This window comes from Cupriavidus basilensis (genome assembly GCF_000832305.1).
Classification (GTDB): domain Bacteria; phylum Pseudomonadota; class Gammaproteobacteria; order Burkholderiales; family Burkholderiaceae; genus Cupriavidus; species Cupriavidus basilensis_F.
Window position 1 is genome coordinate 2,376,709 of sequence record NZ_CP010537.1, and the last position, 23,456, is coordinate 2,400,164.

Here is a 23,456-nt window from a genome sequence, read left to right on the forward strand (position 1 = left end):
GTCAGCCGGCTCCCAGTATCACGGCGCTATTGCTGCCGCCAAATGCGAAGGAATTGCTCATCACGTAGCGCGGCGCGCGGCCCAGCGTTTCGCCGGGGGCCACCACGCGCAGCGCCGGCAAGGCCGGATCGGGCACGCCGTCCCACCAGTGCGGGGGCAGGCGGCCGTGCGGGTTGTCGACCAGCGTCAGCCACATCAGCGCGGCCTCAATGGCACCGGCCGCGCCGAGCGCGTGCCCGGTCATCGGCTTGGTCGAGCTAAGCGGCAGGTCGGCGCCGAACACCGCGGCGCATGCCAGCGCTTCCATGGCGTCGTTCTGCGGCGTGGCGGTGCCGTGCAGGTTGAGGTAATCGATGTCCGCGGGCGCAAGCCCGGCGCGCTCCAGCGCCTGCAGCATGGCGGCCCGCGCACCGGCGCCGCTGGGGTCCGGCGCCGACATGTGATGCGCGTCGGAGGTCTCGCCACAGCCGGCCAGGCGCACCGGTCCCGGTTCCGCGGACAGCAGGAACAAGCCAGCGCCTTCACCCAGGTTGATGCCGCAACGGTTGGCCGACAGCGGGTTGCAGCGCGACGCCGAGACGGAATCCAGCGCGCTGAAGCCGGCGACGGTGAAGGAGCACAGGGTGTCCGCTCCACCCGCGATCACCACGTCCGCCATGCCGCTGCGCAGCAGGCGCGCGGCAGCCGCCAGCGCCTTGGCGCTCGACGAGCAGGCGGTGGACAGCGTGTAGGCCACGCCGGTCACGCCCAGCACGCCAGCCAGGAACTGCGCCGGCGAGCCCAGCTCCTGCTGCCCGTAGTGGAAACCCTCCGGCCACGCGCCGGTGGCGGCGCGCGCGCGCACGGCCACGCCGCCCTCGGCAATGCCGGAGGTACTGGTGCCCAGCACCACGGCCACCCGCGCCGGGCCAACCCGGGCGATGGCGGCCTGCGCCTGCGGCATGAACTGGAGCGCCGCGTGATACAGCAGCGCATTGTTGCGGGTACGGTGCACCCGTGGCGTGTCGTCCGGCAGGCTGAGCGCGGTGTTGACCGTGCCGAGCTGCAGCGGGCGGCCCGGGCTGTACAGCTCGGTCACCTCGCCGCCCTGCGGGGCGTCGCCGCGCCAGAGCGCCGCGCGCACGGCATCGGCGCCGTCGCCCAGCGCGCAGGTCACGCCCAGTGCGTTAATAAAGACATTCATTTCGTCCCTCCTTGCCCTGCCGGCGGCAGGGTGCGGATGGTCAGCCGATAGCCATCGCGGTATTGCTCGAACTCGATCGTTTGCGGGTCCGGATAGCGCACCTGCGCCACCACCTCGCCACCCTCGCGCAGCACGCGCAGGCCGGCCTCGACCTCCAGGCGCCAGCCCGCCGGCAAGGCCGCGGCAATCGCCCCGACCGGCCACAACGACAACTGCATTTCACTCAGGATACGCTCCGGCACCAGCTCGGCCGGCGCCCAGGGCGAGCGCACCACGCGCAGGTCCTGCCCATCCCAGTCCAGCCGCGCCAGCACCTGCCCGCCAGCCAGCGCGGCCAGCCGCGTGTGGGTGGCGTCGGCTTCCAGCAGGGCCTGGATCTCGCGGCGCTCCTCCCCGCGCGGGGTGCGGTACACCACGGTGATCTGCTGCTGCAGCGCCAGCTCGCGGCCCAGCGATGCCGGCGGCAGGCGCAGCAACGGCACGGGCTGCTGCTCGGCAGGCAAGGCGGGCGCGGCAGGCGGCGCAGCGGAACCCGCCGCCGGCCCCGCGCCCGGGCCGGCACAGCCCGCCAGCAGCAACGCACACGCGGCAACACCCAGCAGCATCCGCGCCAGCGCGGCGCCAATGCAGTGATGCCTGGCGATCAGGCTTCGCAAAGCTGCTCCAGCACGCCAAGGCGGCGCCGCGACTCGGTGACGAACGGGTTGGTGCGGTCCCAGGCATAGCCCGCCAGGATGGCCGAGATCATGCGGCGGATTTCCGGCGTGGCATTGGGATGGAAAATCAGCTTCTGGAAGCTGCCTTCGTACCACGCTTGCACAAAGGTGCGGAAGCAATCCACGCCGTCCTTGAGCGGGCGGCCGTAGTCGGCCTGCCAGTCCACCGTCTCGCCATTCAACTGGCGCGCCAGGCAGGCCGTGGCCAGGCTGGCGGACTTGAAGGCAATGGTGACGCCGGACGAGAACACCGGGTCGAGGAATTCGCCCGCATTGCCCAGCAACGCATAGCCCTTGCCCCACAGCGACTTCACGTTGGCCGAGTAACCGGCGATCTGCCGGGCCGGGGTGTCCCAGTCGGCGTTGGCCAGCAGCTTGGCAAGGCCGGGCTCCTCGCCCACCAGCGCCCGCAGCCGCTCGGTCTCGGTCCCTGTGTACTGGTCGAGGAAGCGCTTTTCCGCCACCACGCCCTGCGAGCAGCGGCCGTCCGAGAACGGAATGGTCCAGTACCAGACATCGACATGCTCCGGATGCACGCTGACGCGGATCTTGTTGCGATCGAAGGTGCCCAGCGGGATGCGGTCTTCCACGTGGGTGAAGATGGCGCTGCGCACGGGGAAGTTCGACGGCGACTCCAGGTCCAGCAGGCGCGGCAGCACGCGACCGAAACCCGAGGCATCCAGCAAGAAGCGCGCGCGCACCTGGTACACCTTGCCATCCGGGTCGCGCACGGTGACGCAAGGCTGCTCGCCCTCCAGGTCGACCGCGCTCACCTGGTGCTTGAAACGGACCTCGGCGCCCTGCTTCTGCGCCTCGCGGATCAGCACGTCGTCAAAGCGCGCGCGCTGGACCTGGTAGGTGGTGCCCCAGCCGGCGGAGAATTTGTCGCGGAAATCGAAATCCGTATAGCGGTCGCCACGCACGAAGGCAGCGCCGTTCTTGTACTGGAAGCCGGCTTCGACCACCGCCTGCAGCATGCCCGCCTCTTCGATGTAGGCCATGCTCTGCGGCAGCAGGCTTTCCCCGATCGAGAAGCGCGGGAAGGTCTCTTTCTCGAGCACCAGCACATCAATGCCGCGCTTGCGCAAAAGGCCCGCCGCCACGGAGCCCGCCGGGCCGGCGCCGATGATAAGGACATCCACCTGTTCGGTATTCATTTGCAACCCTGTTTGACTCGTTGATCTTGTTGGTTTTATTTGTCTTGCTATCTGTCTTGCTACCTGTCTTGCTGCTACTTCAACATGCAACTAGTGCGTATGCCCATGCGGCACGTGCGGCGCGTGCGGCCGGAACCATGGCGACAGCACCCATACCGCCCCCACGCCCGACAGCATGGTCATGCCAAAGGCATGCAGCGCAGGCGTGGACGACAACGCCAGCAGGCCAAAGGCCAGCAGCGTACTGGCCGCGCCAAGCACGATCGCCGTCCATGACTCGCCGTCGCCGGGATGCTCCAGCAGGAAGATGCCGTAGTCCACGCCCACGCCAAGCAGCAACGCCAGCGCAAGCACGGAGAACAGTTGCAGCGGCACATGCAGCCAGCCCAGCAGCGCCACGCTGAATACCGCCGCCAGCAAGGTCGGCACCAGCGCCCGCCACGAGGCCCTGCCATAGCGCCATGCCAGCAACAGCGCCACGCCCAGCGCGCCGGCACCCAGCAGCCAGGTCATCAGCACGCGGTAATGCTTGAGCAGCGAGGACAGGTCGGCCACGCGGTCCACCCACTCGACGCCCTGCACCTTGGCCGCCGCCGCCTCGATCAGCGCAATGGTGGCGGGCTTGTCCAGCCCGCGCAGCAGCATGACGCTGGCGTAGCCCTGACCCTCGCGATCCAGCCAAAGGTGGCGCAACGTCTCGGAAACCGGGTTCGCCAGCCACGCCGGCAACGTCAGCACACGGTCCGGCGCGGCGGCATTGGGCGCACCCACGGCGCCGCCCACCGCGCGCGCCACGCGCTCGCGCACGGCGGCCTCCAGGCCGTGCGTCAGCGTGGCATCGGCATGCTGGCGGGACGCCGATGGCACCCAATCGGAGATGGCCAGGAAGCCCTCCAGCTCGCCGCGCGCCACCACGCCCGCCAGCGCCGCCTTGACCGCTTCCTCGCGCGCCAGCACCTGGTCCGGCGAGTCGCCGCGCACCAGCAGGAACTGGGCGGGGCTCGGCGTGCCCAGCAAGCGCCCGGCGGTGCGCTGCGCCTCGATCAGCGCCGGCGGCGAGCTTTGCAGCTGGCGCACGTCATCCGCCACCCTGACCTGCCACAGCCCCGGTGCGATGAACAAGGCCAGGGCGCCCAGCAGCAGCATCGAAGCGCGATCCATGCCCACGCGCGGCCAGCGCGCCAGGCTGGCGGTCAGCCAGCTCGACAGGCGCGTCTGGCGCAGCTGGCCGCGGTCGAGCAGCGGGAACCAGAACACCACGGTCAGGAAAGCCGCCACCAGTCCCACGGCCGAGAACAGCGCCATTTGCCGCAGCCCCGGGAACGGCGCGATGCCCAGCGCCAGGTAGGCCACCACGCTGGTCGACAGCGCCAGCGCCATGCCCGGCAGCAGCCGGCGCATCACCTGCGGCGGCGACACGCCAGGGCTGGCCTGGCGCGACACGAAATAGTGAATGCCGAAGTCCTCGGCCACGCCCACCAGGCTGGCCCCGAACACCAGCGTGATCAGGTGGACGCGGTCAAAGACCAGCGCGGTGGCCGACACCGCGGCAGCCGTGCCGATCAGCAGCGACAGCCCCACCAGGATGATCGGGCGCAGCGAACGGAAGGCCAGCCAGACCAGCAGCAAGACCGCCGCCAGCGAGCCCCAGCCGATCACGTTCATCTCCAGGTTGGCCTGGGATGCGGCGGCTTCCGCGTGCAAGGGAATGCCGGCGGCCACCACGTGGACGCCGTCATCGCCCTGCGCGGCGGCGCGCTCGCCCAGCTGCAGCACGTCGCCGTAGTCCGTATTTCCGCTCACCGAGAACGCAGGCTTGGTGATGCGATACGTCAGCAGCACCCACTCCTTGCCCTCGGCGCTGAGCGCTGCGCGGCCATCACGCTCATGCACGCGCGTAATCGCCGCGCGCGACAGCCACCAGTCCTGCCAGAGCCCGATCGGGTCGGCTGCCCAGTCGGTCAGGCGCGGGCCAGTGGAAAGCTGGTAGAGCCGGGTCAGCGCCTGTTGGGACAGTGCATCGGGATCCGCCTGGCGCAGCATGGCGCGCTGGCTGTCGGTAAGCAGGCGGTCGCGGTAAGGCCGGTAGAAGGCTAGCGCCGCGTCGAGGTCGAAACTGGCGATGCGGTCCACCGGCTGCAGCAAGCTTGCTTTCGGTTTCGCAGCCGCGCTGAAGCGGTCGGCGGCGGCGCGGGCGCGGGCCCAGTCGGGCGCGCCGACCAGCACCACGATCTCGCGCGAGACGCCATCGGCCAGCCGGCGCAGCACGCGGTCGGCGGTGGCGGTGCGCTGGCTGGTGGGCAACAAGGCCATCACATCGGTGTCGAGCCGCGAGGCGCGCCAGAACTGCAACTGATGCACCGTCAGCGCGATCACCAGCAGCAGCCACGCCACGGCCAGCACCCGCTCCAGGGTGCTGAGCCCGTGCGCGGGCTTGCCGGTGGCCGGGGCGGCCTTTGCGGCCTTCGCCACCTTTGCCGCCTTACTCAAAGCGCTTCTCCTCGTCCGCGCCAAGCTTGCCGGCCGCACTCGGGTCGATCAGCTTGACGGTGGTGCTGTCGCCGCTGCCTTCTTCCAGGCGCACGTTGCGCACAAAGCGGTCCCCGGCCAGCTCGATGCGGCTGAATACGCGCCGCATGCCGGCGTCGGTCGGCGTCAGCGTCAGGGTCCAGCCGCTCTTGCCAACCAGCTGGCCGGCCACCTCGAAACGTGTGGACAACGCGCGCAGGTCGCCGCGCAGCACGGCAATCACCGATTCGCCCACGACCCGCATGGCGGGCTGGGCGTCTGCCTGCAACTGTTGCTGCACGCGGCCATCGGCACCGCGCATGACCAGCCGGTCCGGCGTGACCAGCAGGCTGGACGCAAACGGCTCACGGGTGCTCCACACCACGCCGCGCTCGCGCGCGAGCACGAAGTCACCGCGCGAGACCAGCGGATTGGCAAAGCCGGACAGGCGGCGCGTCTGCTCGAAGCGTCCGTGGATGACCGGGGCATCGGACAGGCGCGCAGCCACCGAGGCCAGCAAATCCGGCGCGGCCGCGACGGCAAGGCCAGGGCCAGCCAGCACGGCGCAGCACAGCACCAGCAACAGGCGGCGGCGCATCATGCCTGGCGCTCCGGCTGCGCCCCGTCTTGCAAGCCAAGGCACGCCAGCAGGACCGGCGGGCAGACGTACTGCATCTCGCCACTGGCCATGTCCACCGCCACCTGGATGGTGTAGCCCTTGGTCAGGCGCCGGCCGCTGGCGGCATCGCGGACCACATACTCGATCTTGAGCCGGTTCTCCCACTCGACGATGGTGGCGCGCACGATGAATGACTGGCCGTAGGTAAGCGGCCCGACATACTTGACGCGCATGTCCACCACCGGCCACGCATAGCCCGAGTCCCGCATGGCGGGGTAGTCGTAGTGGTAGCGCGCCAGCAGCGCGCAGCGCGCCTGCTCGAAATAGCGCACGTAGTTGCCATGCCAGACCACGTTCATCGGGTCGAGGTCGTGGAAGGCCGCGCTGAGCGTGATCTCAAAGCTGAAGTCCAGGGAGGCTTGGGGCATAAGATTGGGTATCGCGATATCCGGATTGAGGTCAGCTCTCGATGGGCGCGGCGCTGGCGCGCGCTGCGTCCGGCACGGCGCCGCCCTGCCCCCAGAAATCGTAGAAGTTGAACCAGTCGTAGGGCGACTCCACCAGCAGTTGCGACAGCCATTGCGCATAGCCGGCCGCATGCTCGGTCAGGATCGCGTCGCGCCGCGCGCGCGGCAGGCGCACTGCACGGGCCAGCTCGGTAAAGCGCAGCAGATGGCCGTCGCCCGAACGCACGCAGCCCATGGCGAACAGCGGGCATTCCAGCAGCGCCGCCAGCACATAGGGCCCCACGGGAAAGCGCGCGGGCGCGCCCAGGAACGGCACCGTCACGGCGCGGCCGCCATGCACCGGGACGCGGTCGCCGGCAATGGCCACGAACTCGCCCGCGCGGACCTTCTCGGCCAGCTGCAAGGCGGTGGCCGGCGAGATATCGTCGACCTGGAACAGCTGCAGTCCCGAGCGCGGGTCCAGCCGCGACAGGATGCGGTTGAACTGCGCCGCGTGCGCGGTATGCACCAGCACCGTCAGGCGCAGGCCGGCGCGCTGGTTGGCCAGCACCCGGCACAGCTCCAGGCAGCCCATGTGGGCGGTCACGATGATGCCGCCCTGCCCGCTGGCGATCTGCGCCAGCATCACCTCGGCGCCTTCGCGCCGCACCGCGCCGTAGCGATAGCCGCCGCCGATGGCCAGCAGCTTGTCTAGCAACGTGTCGGCAAACGAGAACAGGTGGCGCAGGCTATGGCGCAGCCCCGGCACCATGCCCGCCGGGCCAACCGCGCCCGTGGCGGCCTGGATGCGGCGCAGATAGTCAAGCGACGCACGGCGCGCCAGCGGCTTGGCAAGCCAGTAGTAGGTCACCACCGGGTACAGCACCACGCGGAACAGCACGCGGCCGCACAGGCGATACAGCCAGTACAGGCTCCACACGCCCCATACGCAAGTGGATTCGCGGATCTGGCTCCAGTGACGGGCCATGCGCCCGGGTTGCGCCGCTTGGGTGGCTTGGGGTGCGCTCATGCCGGCCGCACCTTGCGCCACAGCAGTACCGGCAAGCGCTTGAGCATGCCGAAGAAGAGCCGCGTATGCATGGACGAGATCAGCACATTGTCGCGCCAGACCTGGAAATGGGAGACGCCGTCGGTGGGATACGTCACGCGCGTGGGTACGTTGACGATGCGCACGCCGCGCCAGACCAGATGCACCAGCACCTCGGTATCGAACTGCATGCGCCGGCCCAGCTTCACCTGGCGCACCAGCGGAAGCACGTGCCCGAGAGGATAGACGCGCAGGCCGCACATCGAATCGCGCACGGCGAACGACAACGTGTTGATCCAGACCCAGACGTGGGTCAGGTAGCGCGCCAGCAGCCGCACGCGCGGCACCGACTCGTCGTAGACCGGGCAGCCGCAGATCATGGCGTGCGGGCTGGCTTGCGCCAGGGCCAGGAACTGGGGGATGCAGCCGGCATCATGCTGCCCGTCGGCGTCGATCTGCAGCGCATGGGTAAATCCCATGCGCGCGGCCTGCTCGAAGCCCGCCATGATGGCCCCGCCCTTGCCCTGGTTCTGCGGCAGGCGGATCAGGTGGACCCGGTCGGCATGGCTTGCGGCAAGCTCGCGCAGCACACGCTCGCAGGCCGGGTTGCTGCCGTCGTCCACCAGCAGGCACGGCAACGGGTGCGCGAGAATGGCTTGCACCATCGCGCCGATGGCACGTTCGTGGTCGTAGACCGGGACGAGCGCCACGGGCTTAAACATCCGCCTCTCCAAAAATGATGCGCCCGCTGGCGTGCGGGCCGCGCGCCGAACTCAGGCGAAAGGCCAGCGCGCTGCGCTCGGGCTGCCAGGCCAGCGTCATGTGCACCAGGGTGCCGGGCGTGATCACAGCCTGGAACTTGAGTATCTCGATGCGGCGAAAGCGCGCGCGCGGCGGCACTGGCAGGCGCTCTGGCGCCAGCGCCATCACCCAATCGACCTGGGCCACGCCCGGCACGATGGGGCTGCCCGGGAAATGCCCGTCGAACACGGCCAGGTCCTCGCAGACCTCCAGCTCGGCGGCGGCGGACAGCGCGTCCTGTGCGGCGTGTGCGGCCTGCCAGCGCACGGCCGGCAGCACGCGGCGGAACACGTCGCGCAGCATGGCTTGCGTAGTCTTGCCCTGCGCGTTGCAGGGCAGCGCCTCGGCAAAGCTCCAGCGCCGCGGCAACGCCACCGCGTCCACGGCATCACCAAGGCGGGCGCGCAGCGCGGCAAGCAGGGCCGCGCGGCCTTGCCCGGCCAGCATGGCCGCGCCGCTCTCGCTGGGCACCACCACGGCGCCAAGGCGCGTGCCGACATCCAGCTCCAGCAGCACAACGCGCGCCTCGCGCACCAGCGGCGACGCGGCCAGCGCCTGCTCGACCTGGGTCAGCGATACGCGCTTTTCCTCGATCTTGACGATGCGGTCGGCGCGGCCCGCCAGGGTGAAGCCGCCATCCGCGGCGGGCAGCACATGGTCCGCGCACTGAAACCAGCCGTCGTCCGGAAGGTGCGCGGAGCACACCGCCAGGAAGCCGTCCTGCAAGCGCCATTGCACGCCCGGCAGCGGAGTCCAGCGGTCTTCGTGGCGGGCACGCTGCCGCCAGGCGATGCCGCCGGTTTCCGAACTGCCAAACACTTCGATGGGCGCTTGTCCCAGATGGCGCAGCGCATCGGCCGCGGCCTCCGGCGGCAAGGGCCCGCCCGACGAGAACACGGTGCGCAGCACGCCGCGGGCGGCAGACCAGTCGAGCGCCTGCGGCATGCGCCGCAGGTGTGCCGGGCTGGTGACCAGCAGCGCGGGTGCATCGCCGCACGCGCGCACGATTTCCTCATGGAAAGAGAGACGGTCCGCCGGCATGGCACGCGCCGCGGCAAGCGGCCACAACACGCAAAACAGCAGGCCGTAGATGTGCTGGTGCGACACCGTTGCCAGCACCCTCACCTGCGCCGGCAGCGCCGCGCCGAACGCTTCTTGCAGCGCCTGCACTTCCGCGTCGAGCTGCGACAGGTGCTTGACGATGGCGCCGGGCGCGCCGGTGGAACCCGAGGTAAACATCGTCACCAGCGTGTCGCGTGAGGCCAGCGCAGGCCAGTCCATGCTGTCGGCCGGCTCGACCCATGCTTGCGGCCAGAGGCCATCGGGCAACTCCCCGGCGCAGCCGTCGGCGCGCTCGCGCAATGCCGCCAGCGTTTCGGCGCGCGTGTCGCCGGGCAGCACCACGTGCTTGCCCGCGTGCCACGCGCCAAACAGCGCCGCCGCGAACTCGGTGGTCGATTCGATGTAGAGCGCCCAGGACTTGCCCGGTGCCGCGGTAAACGCTTGCCGCCAGGCGGCCACGCGCCGCACGAACTCCGGTGCGGTGGTCACGCCGGCCGCGCCATGCGCGACCACGTGCGAGCGCCGGGCCAGCGCTGCCATCAACCCGCTTACGCCCAGCCACTCAGCCATGCCGCCCCCTTGCCATTACACGCTGGCGCACAAGCCATTCGCCGGCGAACATGGCGCCGATCAAGCCGTAGGCGATGCCGCCGTTGTAAAGCGCCCAGATGCGGTCGCTGGCCAGCACGGCGGTCAGCGCGGCTACCGTGCCGTTGCACACGAAGAACACGCACCAGGCTTGCGTCACGCGGCGCGTGTACGCCACGCCCGAGGGCGGCAGGTCCGGCTCGCGCAGCCGCGCCAGCCGCTCCACCAGGCTGGGCGGGTGCCGCAGGCTCCAGCCAAACAAGCCCAGCATCGCGGCATTGACCAGCACGGGGTACAGCTTGAGGGGCAGCGCGTGGTTGGACGCGGCCACGATCGCGGCCAGCACGGCGGCGGCCACGGCAAGCAGGCGCCAGCCGGCCTGGCGGCTGGTCAGGGCGCGCAGCAGCGCCAGTGCCACCAGCGCCAGCGCCATCACGCGCGGCGACCAATGCTGCAGGCCGAAGTAGATCGCCACCGGATAGCACAGCGTCAGCACGCCGAGCAGCAATTTGCGCACGGGCATGCGCACTCAGGCCGTGGCGGGCGAGTCGATCAGCAAGGCCAGCGCCTGCACCACGTCTTGCACGGTGCGCACGGCCTTGAACTGCTCCGGCTTGATCGGCTTGTTCAGCATCGGCTTGAGCTTCACCAGCAGGTCGACCGCGTCGATGCTGTCGATGTCCAGGTCGTCGTAGAGACGGGCTTCGGGACGAATGCGGGCCGGATCGATCTCGAAGGTTTCCTCGAGCACCGCGGCCACCCGCGCAAAAATTTCGTCATGGGTCATGATGGGCTTCCCCCTGTTCGGCTATGACCGGCCATGGTTGCCGGCCTGGCAAGTGGTATGTGGATCCTTGGCGTGTCGCGGGCGGGTTCAGGCAGAAGCCTGACCAGCGCGCTGCTGAGATGCGACGAACGTGGCCAGCGCTGTGACGCTGGCAAAGCGCGCGCGCATGTCTTCCTTGTCGCCGTTCATGGTCACGCCGTAGCGCTTTTGCAGCGCCAGCCCGAGTTCGAGCGCATCGATCGAATCCAGGCCCAGCCCTTCGATGAACAGCGGCGCGTCGGCGTCGATATCGTCCACGCCGATATCCTCCAGCGACAACGATGAAATGATCAGTTCCTTGATTTCTTGCTCAAGCGCCTTCACAGCGGACCTCCCTGGAAAAAAACTCGGATAGCGATTGGGTCAGGTGCCGCACCGCCAGCGCGTCGTCCAGTCCGGACGGCACCATCTGGGCGACACTGACATCCTCTCGCACGTCAATGATGTAACGGGGCCTGCGGGCCGGCACGCGGTACCACTTCTCACCCTTGGTGAGCGTGGGCGGCTCGCACCGGATCACCACAGGCGTCAGCGCAAAGCCGCCGCGCACCGCGACATTGGCCGCACCCCGTTGCAGGCGCAGCGGGCCATGCAATGGCGTGCGCGTGCCCTCGGGGAAGATAACGAGATTATTGCCCGCGCGCAGCGAGGCAATGCAGTCATCCACCATGCCCGCGCCGGAGTCATTGCAGACGTAACCGGTGGCGCGCACCGGCCCACGGGTAAACGGGTTGTGGGCCAGGCCGGAGCGCACCACGCAATCGGCCTGGCGCGTCAGCGCGATCAGAAAGACGACATCGATCAGCGACGGATGGTTGGCCACGATCAGCAAGCCCTGGCGGCGCAGCCGCTCGGGATGCAGCACCTCGTAGCGGATCACCCCGACCGAGCGCATCAGCCACAGGAAAAGCCGGAATGCGTAATGCACCACGTTCTTGCAGACCCGCTGCCGGCGCGCCGAAGACCACAGCAAGACCGCAAGCAACGGAAACACGATCACCCGCAGCACAAGCCCGCCAACGCCGAAGCTGGAGAAGCACAGCCCGGTCGCGCAGACGCGCCAGGCCCGGTCCAGGCGCTCAACCATGTCGCAGCCACCTCCAGCCGGCGCGCTCCCCGGCGTGGCGCAACTCGGTGTCGCCGGACAGCATGAAGCGCAGCACCTCCAGCCCGTGCGGCAGTGTCGCGCCGGCGGCGGCCGGCAGGGCCTCCCCCACCACGTCAAGACTGAACACCGGATGCCCCGCCTGCGGCATGCCGACCCGCCACGCCCACCCGAACAGGCACTCCGGTTCGTCCGCAAAGACGGCATAGGCCTCGGGCAGCGGCGCCTCGTAGTGCACCAGCAAGACTTCCGGGGCGCCGTCTGCCAGCAGGCTGCACGCTTCCACCACCCCCGCTTCCACCGTATCGCGGCCCGCGGCCAGGGCTTGCAGGTTGCCCGGGTCGCCCCGGTCGATCGAATACAGCGCGCCGATGGCGTTATGCACGGACAGGCCGAAGGCCGTGGGCGACAAGGGCTCGCCGTCGGCAAGGTCCCCGAGCATCTGCAGCGGGCGCAGGGTGTCGCCGTGGCGCGATGCGAAGATCACGGGAATGCCGTCCACGCCCGGCTGGCAGGCATAGGCGGGGTGCAAGGCCGCGCGACCCAGCGCGGTGATCCTGCGGCGCAGCATCGGGGCCATGGCGGCCAGCGTGGGCAATGCGTCGCCTTTGGGCAGCCAGGGCGCGCGGCTCCAGGCCTGCCAGGCTTGCTGCGTTTCTAGTTGTGCTGCACATGCCGCCCATGCGCGAATACCAAATTCCATTGCCGTGCCGTTCGCGTAGGGTGGATGAAAAGGCGGGTCGCTGCCGGCCCGCGGGTGATGCCGGTTGATGCCGGGTGATGCGCACCGAAGCCAGCAGACAGGCAGGCGATTTCGCGCACATCACGAACGCGCCCGTTGCCGCATTTTATGGGCTGATGCCGCCTGCTTGCCCGGGTTTACCGCTTGATTGCTGCTTGATTACCATTTTTGCATTGACCCCGGGGCCGCTGCCGTGACGGACAAGGCTGCCAGCCGGTAATCCGGTGTTAAATCGGCATTAATTCGGTGTTTACGACCGGAAACCCGCGAAACTGACCCCGGCGACCCGCCGGCGGAAGCCGTGGGACATCAAAACATCATATTTGCCAGGAATGCCGAACTTTGGCCTGTCCTTTTTGTCAGGGCCGAATTCTCGCACAAAGGCGCGGCAACAGGGGATGCAAGAAGGTTAAGAAGGTTGTCAATTGTAACGGCGCGCGCCTGCCGGCCATGCGGTGGCGTAGCCATGCCTGTCAAGGCCAGGAGGGAAATGGGGGATGAGAGCGAGGGGGAACGTGACCGGGTGTATCCCCCGCCCGGCGTAGCGCGGCGGGGGCCCATGGCAAAACGAGCGTGATGCGGCTTACAGCGCGGGCAGGATCTTCCCTGCCACCTCGCCGAAGCCGACGCGGTAGCCATCGCCCTGGCACCAGCCGGCCATGACCACTTCGTCGCCGTCTTCCAGGAAACCGCGCTTGCTGCCGTCGGCCAGCGTCAAGGGCTCGGCACCGTTACGGGTCAGTTCCAGCAAGCTGCCGTAGGAATCCGGCGTGGTGCCGCTGATGGTGCCGGAGCCCATCAGGTCGCCCACACGGACATTGCAGCCGGACACGGTGTGGTGCGCCAGTTGCTGGACCATGGTCCAGTACATGGCCTTGAAGTTGGTGCGGCAGACGGTGGTGGCCTGCGCGGCGCCTTCAGGGCGCAGCGAGACTTCCAGCGCGATGTCATAGGCGTTGCGCTCGGGCTGCTGCAGATACGCCAGCGGCTCGGGCGATTGCACCGGATTGTCGCGGCGGAATGGCTCGAGCGCGTCCATGGTGACCACCCATGGGGAGATCGAGGTGCCGAAGCCCTTGCTGTTGAACGGGCCCAGCGGCACATACTCCCACTGCTGGATATCGCGCGCGCTCCAGTCGTTGAGGATCACCATGCCGAACATGTGCCCGGCGGCCGCAGCGGTGCTGACCGGCTCGCCCAGGGTCGACGGCTTGCCGACGATGAAGGCCATTTCCAGTTCGTAGTCGAGCTTCTGGCAAGCCGTAAAGACCGGGCGCGGCGCGTTCGGCGGCTTGATCTGCCCCTTCGGGCGGCGCAGCTCCGTGCCGCTCACCACCACCGAGCTGGCGCGGCCGTTGTAGCCGATGGGAATCTCCAGCCAGTTGGGCAGCAGCGCATTGTCCGGATCGCGGAACATGCGGCCGACGTTGGTGGCGTGCTCGCGCGAGGAGTAGAAATCGGTGTAGCCGGGGATGTCCACCGGCAGGTGCAAGGTCGCCCAGGCCATCGGCACCAGGGCCTGCTCATGCAGGGCCGACTTGGGATGCAAGGTGGTGTCGTCCGCCGCCAGCATGGACGTCAGGCGCTGGCGGGTTTCAGTCCATGCCGGCTTGCCGAGCGCGATGAAGGCGTTGAGCGTGGCGCCGCCAAACACGCCTTTGACGCAGGCAGGCAGCAGGCCAGCCTCGTCCAGCACCGACAGGTCGAGAATGAAGTCGCCGATGGCGACGCCTACGCGCGGGCCCTGCCCGTTCGGGGAAAAGATGCCGTAGGGCAGGTTCTGCAGCGGGAAATGCGTAACGCCATCATTGGCGGATTCGATCCAACTTTGCTGGACAGTGGTCATCGGGGGCTCCGGAGGGCAATGACAAGGGTGCCGGCGACATGCGCCGCGCGGGCACCTTGGATTCATGATGGTTGGCCGGGTGAAGCCGGCCTTGGGACTTGAGGATCAGCGCTCGTTGGGGTTGAAATGCTTCTTCAGGCCCTGCCAGCACCTGTAGTAGTCGTCCTGCAACTGCGCCGACTCCGCTGCATACGGCGTCGGCCGGATCACGGCCGGTGTCTCGAACATGAACGCCATGGTATCGCCGATGCGATGCGGCTGCGAGGTATCCGCGGCGGTGGCCTTGGCGAACGTCTCGGCATCCGGGCCGTGGCCGCTCATGCAATTGTGCAGGCTGGCGCCGCCAGGCGAGAAGCCATCGGCCTTGGCGTCGTAGACACCCTCGATCAGGCCCATGAACTCACTGGCGATGTTGCGGTGGAACCAGGGCGGGCGGAAGGTGTTCTGCATCGCCAGCCAGCGCGGGCCAAAGATGACGAAATCGATGCTGTCCACGCCCGGGGTGTCGGACGGGCTTTGCAGCACCAGGAAAATCGAGGGGTCCGGGTGATCGAAGCTGATCGAGCCAATGGTATTGAAGCGGCGCAGGTCGTACTTGTACGGCGCGTAATTGCCATGCCAGGCCACCACATCCAGCGGCGAGTGCCCGATAGCGGCGCGCCACAGGTTGCCCTGGAACTTCGCCACCAGCTCGAAATCGCCCTCACGATCCTCATACCATGCATGCGGCGTGAGGAAGTCGCGCGGATTGGCCAGGCCATTGGAGCCGATGACGCCCAGGTCGGGCAGGCGGAACAAGGCACCATAGTTTTCGCAGATATAGCCGCGCGCCTCGCCATCCGGCAGCTCCACGCGAAAGCGCACGCCGCGCGGGATCACCACAATCTCCTGCGGCTCGACGTCCAGCAGGCCCATCTCGGTCGCCAGGCGCAGCCTGCCCTGCTGCGGCACGATCAGCATCTCGCCATCGGCGTTGTAGAAGAAGCGATCCGTCATCGACCGGTTGGCCAGGTACAGATGGATCCCGCAACCCGACATGGCCTCCGGGCCGCCGTTGCCGGCCATGGTGATGATGCCGTCGACAAAGTCGGTGGGCTCCTTGGGCATCGCCGGCGGGCTCCAGCGCATCTGGTTAGGCGATGGCGGCACTGCATCGAAATGACTGACGATGCGCGACTGCTCGACCCGCGTGAACGGCTCATGCATCGCCGCCGCACGGATGCGATAGCACCAGCTGCGCCGGTTGTGCGCGCGCGGCGCGGTAAACGCCGTACCGGAAATCTGCTCGGCATACAGGCCATACGGCGCGCGCTGGGGCGAGTTCTGCCCCACCGGCAGCGCACCAGGCAATGCCTCGGTGGCGAACTCATTGGCAAAACCGGATTGGTAGCCGGGCGTGCCGTGATCGGGCGCCTGCCCTGTCACGTTCACAACATTCAATTGCGTCTGCGTCATGTCTTGGGTCTTCCTCTTACGCTTGCGCTTGCGATTGCGCTTTCGATGAATCGAGCACGCCCGCGCGGGCTAGCTCCATGGCTTCCTGCAGAACAGCAAGATCGCCGATGTGGTTGGCCAGCAGCAGGATCAGTTGCGCGTTGGCGGACTGGCTCTGCGCGTCGGTGAGATCGCGATGCATGTCGATCAGCGCCTCGTAGAAGTCGTCCGGACGGGCAAGGTTGGGTTCGGTACTCAGCGGCATTGGCTTGTCTCCCTACGCCTCAGGCCACTGCCGCGGCGGGCATGGTGGCCGAGTGATCACACTGGCGGTGTCTTTCGAACTTTGGATCTTGAATTTCACAATCCGTAATCGATTTACCATATCGTAATCTTACGCTCCGGACGTGTCAAACCGGTATCTGCCCTTATTTCGCTGCGGACGGCAAAAAACGGTGGGCACTACGTTTGTAGGTTAGGCGCGAAGGACGGGGGGAGACAAAGACATGACGCCAGACGGCGAACAAGCGCGGGCAGCCCGAGCAATGTCAGGCGGAGAAGAGAATCACGAAGTGCAGGGAGAAAGCGACAGGCTCGACAGGCAAACGCATGACCCGGCCTCGACGCGGGTGCGAGGCCGTCAAAGACAGACGGACGCCGCCAGGCGCGGCATCCGGCCATCCATGCAAAGCAGGCAAAACCCCAACAGCAGGCACGTGGGGGCGTGCCCGCTGCAGGCATGGCAAGCGCACGCCAGTCCGGCCGCAGACCCGGCCGGAACCAGCGCGAGTGCTCAGGCTGGCTTGTGACCTTCGCCCGGGCTCGACGCGAAGCCTGTGCTGACCGGGGTGGCCGGTGCAGGGCTTACGGCAGTGGGCGTTGCGGCAGGCGCCTGCCCGGCCATCGAAGCGGCCGTGACGCCGCCATTGCGGCTGGCAATAAACGCGTTGACGTCGGCAGCAAGATGCTGGGGTGCCAGCACCACTTCCAGGCCAAGCGCCTCGCAAGCCGCTAGGAAAGTCGACATGCGGGGGTCGGCCTGACCCGATTCTGCCCGCAAGTAAGCTTCCCGGGAGATCCCGGCCTTACGGGCGACGTCTTCCTGCTTGAGCTTTCGCGCTCGGCGCAACGCCCGCAGTTGCCGGAACGGTTCGCTAGCGCCTCTAGGCACGGCTGTACTGTTCATGTCGGTCTCCAGTCACCAGTGAAAAAAAAGTGCGCGGACGTGCATTCGAGTATAGAGCACGCAAAGCGTTCCGTATGTAATCAGGGCAACACTTTGTGCAGATTTCTTGTTGGCACCCTGCACAGGCTAATCCTAGTCTGTCAATAGGTCCGATACAGCACAATTATCTGCCTCCGTGGTGACATAACGGGCGGCGGTGAAATAGGTTGACGAAACTGCACAAGCGCGAGATTGACAATACGACCGGTCGTGCTATTCTTTCGCGATGCAGAAAGGACAACTTACCCGCGCAGCCATCATCGAGCAGGCCCTGGACACGGCCGCCCAGGTCGGGTTCGAGCAATTGTCGCTAGCCACATTGGCCGCCGACACCAGCATGTCCAAGAGCGGGCTTTACGCGCATTTCAAGTCCAAGGAAGCCTTGCAGCAGGCAGTTCTGGCGCTCGCCCTGGAGCGCTTTTCGGACATCGTCATCAGGCCGGCCATGCGCCTGCCGCGCGGCACGCGCCGGGTGCAAGCCCTCTTCGAAGGGTACATGCTCTGGCTCGGTGGGTCGGTCAACAAGGGCCGCTGCCTGTTCATGGCGCTAGGCCAGGAATACCGCGACCGCCCCGGTGCCGTCAGGGATCAGGTAGTGGAGTCGCTGAAAGACTGGCACAGCCTCATCGCCAGGGCCGTGACCGACGCGATCGAGGAAGGCGATCTTTCTCCGGCACAGGACGCGCGGCAGTTCGCCTTCGAGATGGTCGGCATCGGCATGTCCTTTCAACAGTCTTACAAGCTACTGGGCCGTGAAGACACCGAGACCATGGCCCGCCGGGCGTTCGAGTCGCTGCTCCGCCGCGCCGAGCTTGCGCAACCCGCGCGCAAGTAGCCAAGGGCGCGCAGACACTTGCGCGAGACGCCTTGCGCGAGACAGACCGGGATGAAATTCGAGACGGCAGGATGTCGTCTTTTTTTGAAATAAAAAAATAGCACGACTGGTCGGTCTTACGGAGGGGTATCACCCCACTCCAATGACCCGGCCCGGAATGCCAGAAGGCTTCGCTGGAGGTGACCACCGTGACGCAAGCGATTTACTCATCGACCAAGAACCGCCAGGCAGCGCCAAGAACCAAGGCGCCAGTACGCTTGGGGCGCCTTGGCTGGCAATTGGCCGAGCTGCTTTATCCGGCCGGCGTAGCGCGCGCGCTCGAGCACGCATGGTTCCGCCCTCCCCATGGCAATGGCCCGGATGGCGCAGGCCGCGAACTGCTTGACCGTGCGCGCGCAGACTGGGCGCTCGTGACCGGCCAGGGAGCGAGCCGGCGTGTGCGCGTTTATCGATGGGGCAACACCGGGCCGACCGTCTTGCTGGCCCACGGCTGGGGTGGCCATGCCGCCCAGTGGCAGCCGCTGGTTGCGCCGCTGCTGGCGGCTGGCATGCGCGTGGTCGCCTTTGACGCGCTATCGCACGGCGGCTCCGACGCGGGTGCGCGCGGCGCGGGCCAGACTTCTGTTGTGGAAATGTCACATTCGCTGTTGGCCACGGCGTGGCACGCCGGCCCGATCCACGCAGTGATAGCGCATTCGCTCGGCAGCGCCGCGCTGGCGCTGGCCGTGCGCGAAGGCTTGCACCTGCAGGCTGCCGTAATGATCGGCCCGCCGGCCGACATGCACACTGCCGCCTCGGCATTGGCCTGGCGGCTCGGCATTGGCCCCGGCGTACTGGCCCGCATGCAGCGCAACAGCGAGCGCTGGTTGGGCATGCCGTGGTCTGCGTTCAACGTCCCGGCCATCGGGCGCGCCCGCCCGGTGCCGCCCACGCTGGTGATCCACGACCGGCAGGACAAGGAAGTGGGCTGGGAAAGCGGCGCGGCCATTGCCGGTGCATGGCCTGGCGCGCAGTTGATGGCCACGGACGGACTGGGCCATCGCCGTGTCCTGCACGACGCGCAGGTCATCGCGCGGGCGGTATCGTTCATCCACGGCGCCGCGAACGCGCCCGGGCTTGCCGAGGCAACTCGCAGGATGCAAGCCCAGGCCGATGCCTGACTGACTCCCAAACCCTGCTTGCGGCAGCGATTTTGGGGCATGCCCCAAAATCGCCGCTGGCGGTTTGGGTCCGGTCTTGGCGGTTAATTGCCGATTCAAACAAAAAAGGAAGGCCGGCAGGCACCTCACCCACCGGCCTCCTCCCTGGCGGCGCGTCATACTCCTGCGTCAGAACCCTTCCAGCACCAGCTTGCCGATGGTCCGCCCGCTCTCCAGCATGGCATGGGCGCGGCGCAGGTTGGCCGCGTCGATCCGCCCGAGGTTCTCGCCCAGCGTGGTCCGCAGCCGGCCGGCATCGACCAGCCGTGCCACCTCGTTGAGCAAGAGATACTGCTCGATCATGTCCGGCGTGCCAAACATCGAGCGGGTGAACATGAACTCCCACACAAAGGTGGCGCTCTTGCTCTTCAGGTCGCCCACGGCCAGCGGGCCGCTGTTCTCCACGATCGAGCAGATCTTGCCTTGCGGCGCAATCACGGTCGCCATGGCAGCAAAGTGGCGGTCCGTGTCGTTAAAGCACAGGATGTAGTCGACCTCGGCAAACCCGAGCTTGCGCAACTGGGCCGGCATGTCGCCACGGTGATCGATGGTGTGGTCAGCGCCCAGATCGCGGCACCAGGCAGCCGACTCCGGCCGCGACGCGGTGGCGATGACCGTCAACCCCGCCAGCGTCTTGGCTAGTTGAATGCCGATGGAGCCCACGCCCCCTGCCCCGCCGATGACCAGCACGCTGCGCCCGGCATGCTCGCCCTGCGGCGAGACGCCCAGGCGATCAAACAAGGCTTCCCACGCCGTAATAGCGGTCAGCGGCAACGCTGCGGCCTGGGCAAAGTCGAGCAATGCAGGCTTATGGCCGACGATGCGCTCATCCACCAGGTGAAACTCGCTATTGGCGCCAGGCCGGGTAATGCTGCCAGCGTAGAAGACCGGGTCGCCCACCTTGAACAGGGTGACATCCGGGCCCACCGCGGCCACTGTGCCTGCCGCATCCCATCCGAGCACGCGCGTGGCGGGCTCGACCTTGTCCTTGGGCGCGCGGACCTTGGCATCCACGGGATTGACCGAGATGGCCGCCACCTTGACCAGCAGGTCGCGGCCTTCGGGCACGGGGGTGGCGATGTCCACGTCGACCAGGGATTGCGGGTCGTCGATCGGCAGGTAACGGGTCAGGCCAACGGCTTTCATTGCGGGTTCCATCAGGTCAATCAAGCAGGTTCTGCGGCGCGGGATTGCGCCATGGCCACAGCGTATCCCCCTTGCCGCGCATTGATTAGCCGGAAAATCCAACAATCAATTTCCCGATTTTCCGGAAAATCTAGCCATCTCCTTGTTTGCTGCCCGCCGCAAGGATCTGTCCGCCCCCAAAACTGGACTGCCGTGGCACCTCGCCACCCAGCGTGATGCGGATCGCGCAGTACTTGAACTCCGGGATCTTGCCGAAGGGGTCCAGCGCCGCATTCGTCAGCTTGTTGATGGCGGCCTCGTAGTAGCAGAACGGCACGAACACCGCGCCGCGCGGCGTACCGTCGTCCACCCGGGCAAACAGCGATACCTGGCCCCGGCGCGATGCAAGCGTTACCACGTCGCCCGGCTGGCCACCGATGGCGGCAAGGTCGAGCGGATGCACCAGCGCCACCGGTTCCGGTTCGATGGCATCCAGCACGCCCGCGCGCCGGGTCATGCTGCCGGTATGCCAGTGCTCGAGCTGCCGGCCGGTGATAAGCACGACCGGGTACTCCTGGTCGGGCCGCTCGGCCGCGGGAATGATGTCGGCAGGGACGAATCGGGCCCGGCCCGAAGCCGTCGGAAACGCGTCCGTAAAGATGACCGGCTCCCCCGGGTCGCCTTCAGCGCGGCAGGGATAGGTCACCGCGCCCTCCCGCTGCAAGCGTTCCCAGGTAATGCCGCCGATGCTGGGCATGGCATGGCGCATCTCGTCGAACACGTCGGCCACGCTCGCGTACGACCAGTCCAGCCCCAGCCTGGCGGCCATCTGCTGGATGATCCACAGGTCCTGCCGCGCTTGCCCGGGCGGATCGATCGCCTGGCGGCCAAGCTGCACCGTGCGGTCGGTGTTGGTAAAGGTGCCCGTCTTCTCGGGGAACGCCGAAGCCGGCAGCACCACATCGGCGAGGTAGGCGGTCTCCGTCAGGAAGATATCCTGCACCACCAGGTGGTCCAGCGCCGCCAGCGCCTCGCGCGCATGCTGGGCATCGGGATCCGACATAGCCGGGTTCTCGCCCATGATGTACATCCCGCGCACTTCGCCCCGCTCGATGGCCCGCATCACTTCGACCACGGTCAGCCCCGGCTGGCGATCCAGCGTCATGCCCCACAACGACTCGAAGCGCGCAACAGCCTCGGGATCGTCGACACGATGGTAGTCCGGATACATCATCGGGATCAGTCCGGCGTCGGAGGCGCCCTGCACGTTGTTCTGGCCGCGCAGCGGGTGCAGCCCCGTGCCCGGCCGGCCGATCTGCCCCGTCATCAGCGCCAGGGCGATCAGGCAACGGGCATTGTCTGTGCCGTGGATATGCTGGGAGATCCCCATGCCCCAAAGGATCATCGAGGCTTTGGAACTGGCGTACAGCCGTGCCACATAGCGGATGGTGTCTGCGTCGATGCCGCAAACCGGCGCCATCAGCTCCGGGCTGTAGGCCGCCACATTGCGCTGCAGTTCCTCATAGCCAATGGTGCGGCTGGCGATGAAATCCTGATCGACCAGTCCTTCGGCCACGATCACATGCATCATGGCGTTGAGCAGTGCCACATCGGTATCGGGCTCGAACTGCAGGAAGCGATGGGCGAAGCGCGCCAGGTCGCCGCGGCGCGGATCTGCCACGATCAGCCTGGTGCCATTTTTTACCGCGTTCTTGATCCAGGTTGCCGCCACCGGATGGTTCACCGTTGGATTGGCTCCGATCACGATCACCACCTGCGCGCGCGCCACATCCATCACCGGGTTGGAAACCGCGCCCGAGCCGATGCCTTCGAGCAGCGCCGCCACCGACGACGCGTGGCAAAGCCGCGTGCAATGGTCCACGTTATTGCTGCCGAAGCCGGTGCGCACAAGCTTTTGAAACAGGTAGGCCTCTTCATTGCTCCCCTTGGCGGAGCCAAAGCCGGCCAGCGCGCGCTTGCCGTACGTGTCGCGGATGGCCATCAGGCTGGTGCCAGCGAGGGCAAGGGCCTCATCCCAGCTGGCTTCGCGGAACACATCCATCACGCGCGCAGGATCCATCACGAAATCGCCCCGCTTGGGGGCGCCTTCGCGCCGCACCAACGGCACCGTGAGCCGGTGCGGATGCTGGGCGTAATCGAAGCCATAGCGGCCTTTCACGCACAGGCGCATCTGGTTGGCCGGCCCAGGACGCCCTTCGACAAACAGGATGCGGTTGTCCTTGACGTTGTAGGTGAGCTGGCAGCCCACCCCACAGTACGGACATACCGATTCGACCTGGCGATCCGGCACCGGCAACGCGGCGTCGCGGGCCGGCATCAGCGCGCCGGTCGGGCAGGCCTGCACGCACTCGCCGCAGGCCACGCAGGTGGAGGCGCCCATCGGGTCGCCCATGTCGAACACGATCGCCGCCTGGTCGCCGCGAAAGGCCAGCCCGATCACATCGTTGACCTGCTCCTCGCGGCAAGCGCGCACGCAGCGGGTGCACTGGATGCAGGCATCGAGATTGACGGCGATGGCTGGATGGGACAAATCGGCCGGCACGGCGGCGCGCGGCGCAAAGCGCGGCTTGCCGACGTCCAGCCGGGCCGACCAATGATCCAGCGCATTGTTGCGCGTGTAATGCGCCTCGCGCATATCGGACTGAAGCAGCGCCAGCACCATGCGCTGCGAGTGCAGCGCGCGCTCGGAGGCGGTCAGCACCTCCATGCCCTGGGCAGGATAGCGGCAGCACGACGGCGCCAGCACGCGCTCGCCCTTGATCTCCACCATGCAGGCGCGGCAGTTGCCGGCGGTGTCCAGGCCGTCCTTGTAGCACAGGTGCGGGATGTCGAACCCCTCGCGCTGCGCCACCTTGAGCAAGCTCTCGCCAGGCCCTGCGCACACGTCCCGGCCATTCAGGCGGAACGTCACCGTGGTACCCGAGGAGGCATCCACTTGCGCGCGCTCGGCGCGGGTCAGTGCATTCATCT

The 23,456-nt window shown here is 67.5% G+C and carries 22 protein-coding genes; 2 read left to right on the forward strand and 20 right to left on the reverse strand.

The window, feature by feature from the left end; translation table 11 throughout:
• Window position 1: 1 nt before the first annotated feature.
• The 18 genes from RR42_RS31200 to RR42_RS39060 all read right to left on the reverse strand — a co-directional run bounded on the left by RR42_RS31200 (window position 2) and on the right by RR42_RS39060 (window position 17,267).
• On the reverse strand, window positions 2-1,183 hold the full coding sequence (locus RR42_RS31200) for a beta-ketoacyl-ACP synthase (protein WP_043355703.1): 1,182 nt from the start codon (window positions 1,181-1,183) through the stop codon (window positions 2-4).
• A complete protein-coding gene (locus tag RR42_RS31205; protein ID WP_236702084.1) occupies window positions 1,180-1,839 on the reverse strand; it encodes a DUF3261 domain-containing protein in 660 nt (219 codons plus the stop codon). Before RR42_RS31205 ends, RR42_RS31200 begins: the two co-directional genes overlap by 4 nt.
• Window positions 1,827-3,056 carry an NAD(P)/FAD-dependent oxidoreductase gene (locus tag RR42_RS31210; RefSeq protein WP_043355707.1) on the reverse strand — a complete coding sequence of 410 codons (1,230 nt, stop codon included), beginning with the start codon at window positions 3,054-3,056 and terminating at the stop codon, window positions 1,827-1,829. Before RR42_RS31210 ends, RR42_RS31205 begins: the two co-directional genes overlap by 13 nt.
• A 90-nt stretch (window positions 3,057-3,146) precedes the next feature.
• The gene (locus RR42_RS31215) at window positions 3,147-5,546 is read right to left on the reverse strand and encodes an MMPL family transporter (RefSeq protein ID WP_236702085.1); all 2,400 of its coding nucleotides are present in this window, start codon (window positions 5,544-5,546) and stop codon (window positions 3,147-3,149) included.
• Window positions 5,539-6,165 (reverse strand): LolA family protein, encoded by a 627-nt coding sequence (locus tag RR42_RS31220; RefSeq protein ID WP_043355709.1) that lies wholly within the window; start codon window positions 6,163-6,165, stop codon window positions 5,539-5,541. Before RR42_RS31220 ends, RR42_RS31215 begins: the two co-directional genes overlap by 8 nt.
• Window positions 6,162-6,611, reverse strand: coding sequence for an acyl-CoA thioesterase (locus tag RR42_RS31225; protein ID WP_043355712.1), 450 nt, complete (start codon window positions 6,609-6,611; stop codon window positions 6,162-6,164). The genes RR42_RS31220 and RR42_RS31225 overlap by 4 nt, the downstream gene beginning before the upstream one ends.
• A 31-nt stretch (window positions 6,612-6,642) precedes the next feature.
• Window positions 6,643-7,659, reverse strand: coding sequence for an acyltransferase (locus tag RR42_RS31230; protein WP_052495294.1), 1,017 nt, complete (start codon window positions 7,657-7,659; stop codon window positions 6,643-6,645).
• Window positions 7,656-8,399, reverse strand: a complete 744-nt coding sequence (locus RR42_RS31235) for a glycosyltransferase family 2 protein (protein WP_043355715.1) — start codon at window positions 8,397-8,399, stop codon at window positions 7,656-7,658. The genes RR42_RS31230 and RR42_RS31235 overlap by 4 nt, the downstream gene beginning before the upstream one ends.
• The gene (locus RR42_RS31240; protein WP_043355717.1) at window positions 8,392-10,110 is read right to left on the reverse strand and encodes an AMP-binding protein; all 1,719 of its coding nucleotides are present in this window, start codon (window positions 10,108-10,110) and stop codon (window positions 8,392-8,394) included. The genes RR42_RS31235 and RR42_RS31240 overlap by 8 nt, the downstream gene beginning before the upstream one ends.
• Complete coding sequence (locus RR42_RS31245; protein ID WP_043355718.1) at window positions 10,103-10,651, reverse strand: membrane protein; 549 nt, start codon at window positions 10,649-10,651, stop codon at window positions 10,103-10,105. The genes RR42_RS31240 and RR42_RS31245 overlap by 8 nt, the downstream gene beginning before the upstream one ends.
• A gap of 6 nt (window positions 10,652-10,657) precedes the next feature.
• On the reverse strand, window positions 10,658-10,915 hold the full coding sequence (locus tag RR42_RS31250) for an acyl carrier protein (RefSeq protein ID WP_043355719.1): 258 nt from the start codon (window positions 10,913-10,915) through the stop codon (window positions 10,658-10,660).
• Between the two features lie 87 nt (window positions 10,916-11,002).
• A complete protein-coding gene (locus RR42_RS31255) occupies window positions 11,003-11,278 on the reverse strand; it encodes a phosphopantetheine-binding protein (protein ID WP_043355720.1) in 276 nt (91 codons plus the stop codon).
• Window positions 11,265-12,041: a lysophospholipid acyltransferase family protein gene (locus RR42_RS31260; RefSeq protein ID WP_043355721.1), complete on the reverse strand. Its 777-nt coding sequence runs from the start codon at window positions 12,039-12,041 to the stop codon at window positions 11,265-11,267. The genes RR42_RS31255 and RR42_RS31260 overlap by 14 nt, the downstream gene beginning before the upstream one ends.
• Window positions 12,034-12,762 (reverse strand): beta-ketoacyl synthase chain length factor, encoded by a 729-nt coding sequence (locus tag RR42_RS31265; RefSeq protein WP_043355723.1) that lies wholly within the window; start codon window positions 12,760-12,762, stop codon window positions 12,034-12,036. The genes RR42_RS31260 and RR42_RS31265 overlap by 8 nt, the downstream gene beginning before the upstream one ends.
• A gap of 622 nt (window positions 12,763-13,384) precedes the next feature.
• On the reverse strand, window positions 13,385-14,647 hold the full coding sequence (gene fahA / locus RR42_RS31270; protein ID WP_043355724.1) for a fumarylacetoacetase: 1,263 nt from the start codon (window positions 14,645-14,647) through the stop codon (window positions 13,385-13,387).
• A gap of 105 nt (window positions 14,648-14,752) precedes the next feature.
• The gene (gene hmgA, locus RR42_RS31275; protein ID WP_043355726.1) at window positions 14,753-16,102 is read right to left on the reverse strand and encodes a homogentisate 1,2-dioxygenase; all 1,350 of its coding nucleotides are present in this window, start codon (window positions 16,100-16,102) and stop codon (window positions 14,753-14,755) included.
• A gap of 16 nt (window positions 16,103-16,118) precedes the next feature.
• Window positions 16,119-16,346, reverse strand: a complete 228-nt coding sequence (locus RR42_RS31280) for a DUF2783 domain-containing protein (protein WP_043355728.1) — start codon at window positions 16,344-16,346, stop codon at window positions 16,119-16,121.
• A 528-nt stretch (window positions 16,347-16,874) separates the two neighbouring features.
• The gene (locus RR42_RS39060) at window positions 16,875-17,267 is read right to left on the reverse strand and encodes a helix-turn-helix domain-containing protein (protein ID WP_082055166.1); all 393 of its coding nucleotides are present in this window, start codon (window positions 17,265-17,267) and stop codon (window positions 16,875-16,877) included.
• Between the two features lie 265 nt (window positions 17,268-17,532).
• Here RR42_RS39060 and RR42_RS31295 point away from each other — a divergent pair, with 265 nt between their 5' ends.
• Together RR42_RS31295 and RR42_RS31300 are read left to right on the forward strand one after the other, a co-directional pair.
• Window positions 17,533-18,141 carry a TetR/AcrR family transcriptional regulator gene (locus RR42_RS31295; protein ID WP_043355730.1) on the forward strand — a complete coding sequence of 203 codons (609 nt, stop codon included), beginning with the start codon at window positions 17,533-17,535 and terminating at the stop codon, window positions 18,139-18,141.
• A 188-nt stretch (window positions 18,142-18,329) separates the two neighbouring features.
• Complete coding sequence (locus tag RR42_RS31300) at window positions 18,330-19,301, forward strand: alpha/beta fold hydrolase (protein WP_082055314.1); 972 nt, start codon at window positions 18,330-18,332, stop codon at window positions 19,299-19,301.
• 168 nt (window positions 19,302-19,469) lie between these two features.
• On the opposite strand, the gene RR42_RS31305 is transcribed toward RR42_RS31300, so the two are convergent.
• Entirely contained in the window at window positions 19,470-20,486 is a 1,017-nt protein-coding gene (locus RR42_RS31305) for a zinc-binding alcohol dehydrogenase family protein (protein ID WP_043355734.1), read from the reverse strand.
• Window positions 20,487-20,616: 130 nt separating this feature from the next.
• Window positions 20,617-23,454, reverse strand: coding sequence for a formate dehydrogenase subunit alpha (fdhF, locus tag RR42_RS31310; RefSeq protein WP_043355735.1), 2,838 nt, complete (start codon window positions 23,452-23,454; stop codon window positions 20,617-20,619).
• Window positions 23,455-23,456: the final 2 nt, after the last annotated feature.

Coding starts and splice junctions, on each gene's coding strand:
- RR42_RS31200 (WP_043355703.1), bottom strand. CDS start 1,183: ATGAATGTCTTTATTAACGCACTGGGCGTGACCTGCGCGCTGGGCGAC.
- RR42_RS31210 (WP_043355707.1), bottom strand. CDS start 3,056: ATGAATACCGAACAGGTGGATGTCCTTATCATCGGCGCCGGCCCGGCG.
- RR42_RS31220 (WP_043355709.1), bottom strand. CDS start 6,165: ATGATGCGCCGCCGCCTGTTGCTGGTGCTGTGCTGCGCCGTGCTGGCT.
- RR42_RS31225 (WP_043355712.1), bottom strand. CDS start 6,611: ATGCCCCAAGCCTCCCTGGACTTCAGCTTTGAGATCACGCTCAGCGCG.
- RR42_RS31230 (WP_052495294.1), bottom strand. CDS start 7,659: ATGAGCGCACCCCAAGCCACCCAAGCGGCGCAACCCGGGCGCATGGCC.
- RR42_RS31235 (WP_043355715.1), bottom strand. CDS start 8,399: ATGTTTAAGCCCGTGGCGCTCGTCCCGGTCTACGACCACGAACGTGCC.
- RR42_RS31240 (WP_043355717.1), bottom strand. CDS start 10,110: ATGGCTGAGTGGCTGGGCGTAAGCGGGTTGATGGCAGCGCTGGCCCGG.
- RR42_RS31245 (WP_043355718.1), bottom strand. CDS start 10,651: ATGCCCGTGCGCAAATTGCTGCTCGGCGTGCTGACGCTGTGCTATCCG.
- RR42_RS31250 (WP_043355719.1), bottom strand. CDS start 10,915: ATGACCCATGACGAAATTTTTGCGCGGGTGGCCGCGGTGCTCGAGGAA.
- RR42_RS31260 (WP_043355721.1), bottom strand. CDS start 12,041: ATGGTTGAGCGCCTGGACCGGGCCTGGCGCGTCTGCGCGACCGGGCTG.
- RR42_RS31265 (WP_043355723.1), bottom strand. CDS start 12,762: ATGGAATTTGGTATTCGCGCATGGGCGGCATGTGCAGCACAACTAGAA.
- fahA (WP_043355724.1), bottom strand. CDS start 14,647: ATGACCACTGTCCAGCAAAGTTGGATCGAATCCGCCAATGATGGCGTT.
- hmgA (WP_043355726.1), bottom strand. CDS start 16,102: ATGACGCAGACGCAATTGAATGTTGTGAACGTGACAGGGCAGGCGCCC.
- RR42_RS31280 (WP_043355728.1), bottom strand. CDS start 16,346: ATGCCGCTGAGTACCGAACCCAACCTTGCCCGTCCGGACGACTTCTAC.
- RR42_RS39060 (WP_082055166.1), bottom strand. CDS start 17,267: ATGAACAGTACAGCCGTGCCTAGAGGCGCTAGCGAACCGTTCCGGCAA.
- RR42_RS31295 (WP_043355730.1), top strand. CDS start 17,533: ATGCAGAAAGGACAACTTACCCGCGCAGCCATCATCGAGCAGGCCCTG.
- RR42_RS31305 (WP_043355734.1), bottom strand. CDS start 20,486: ATGAAAGCCGTTGGCCTGACCCGTTACCTGCCGATCGACGACCCGCAA.
- fdhF (WP_043355735.1), bottom strand. CDS start 23,454: ATGAATGCACTGACCCGCGCCGAGCGCGCGCAAGTGGATGCCTCCTCG.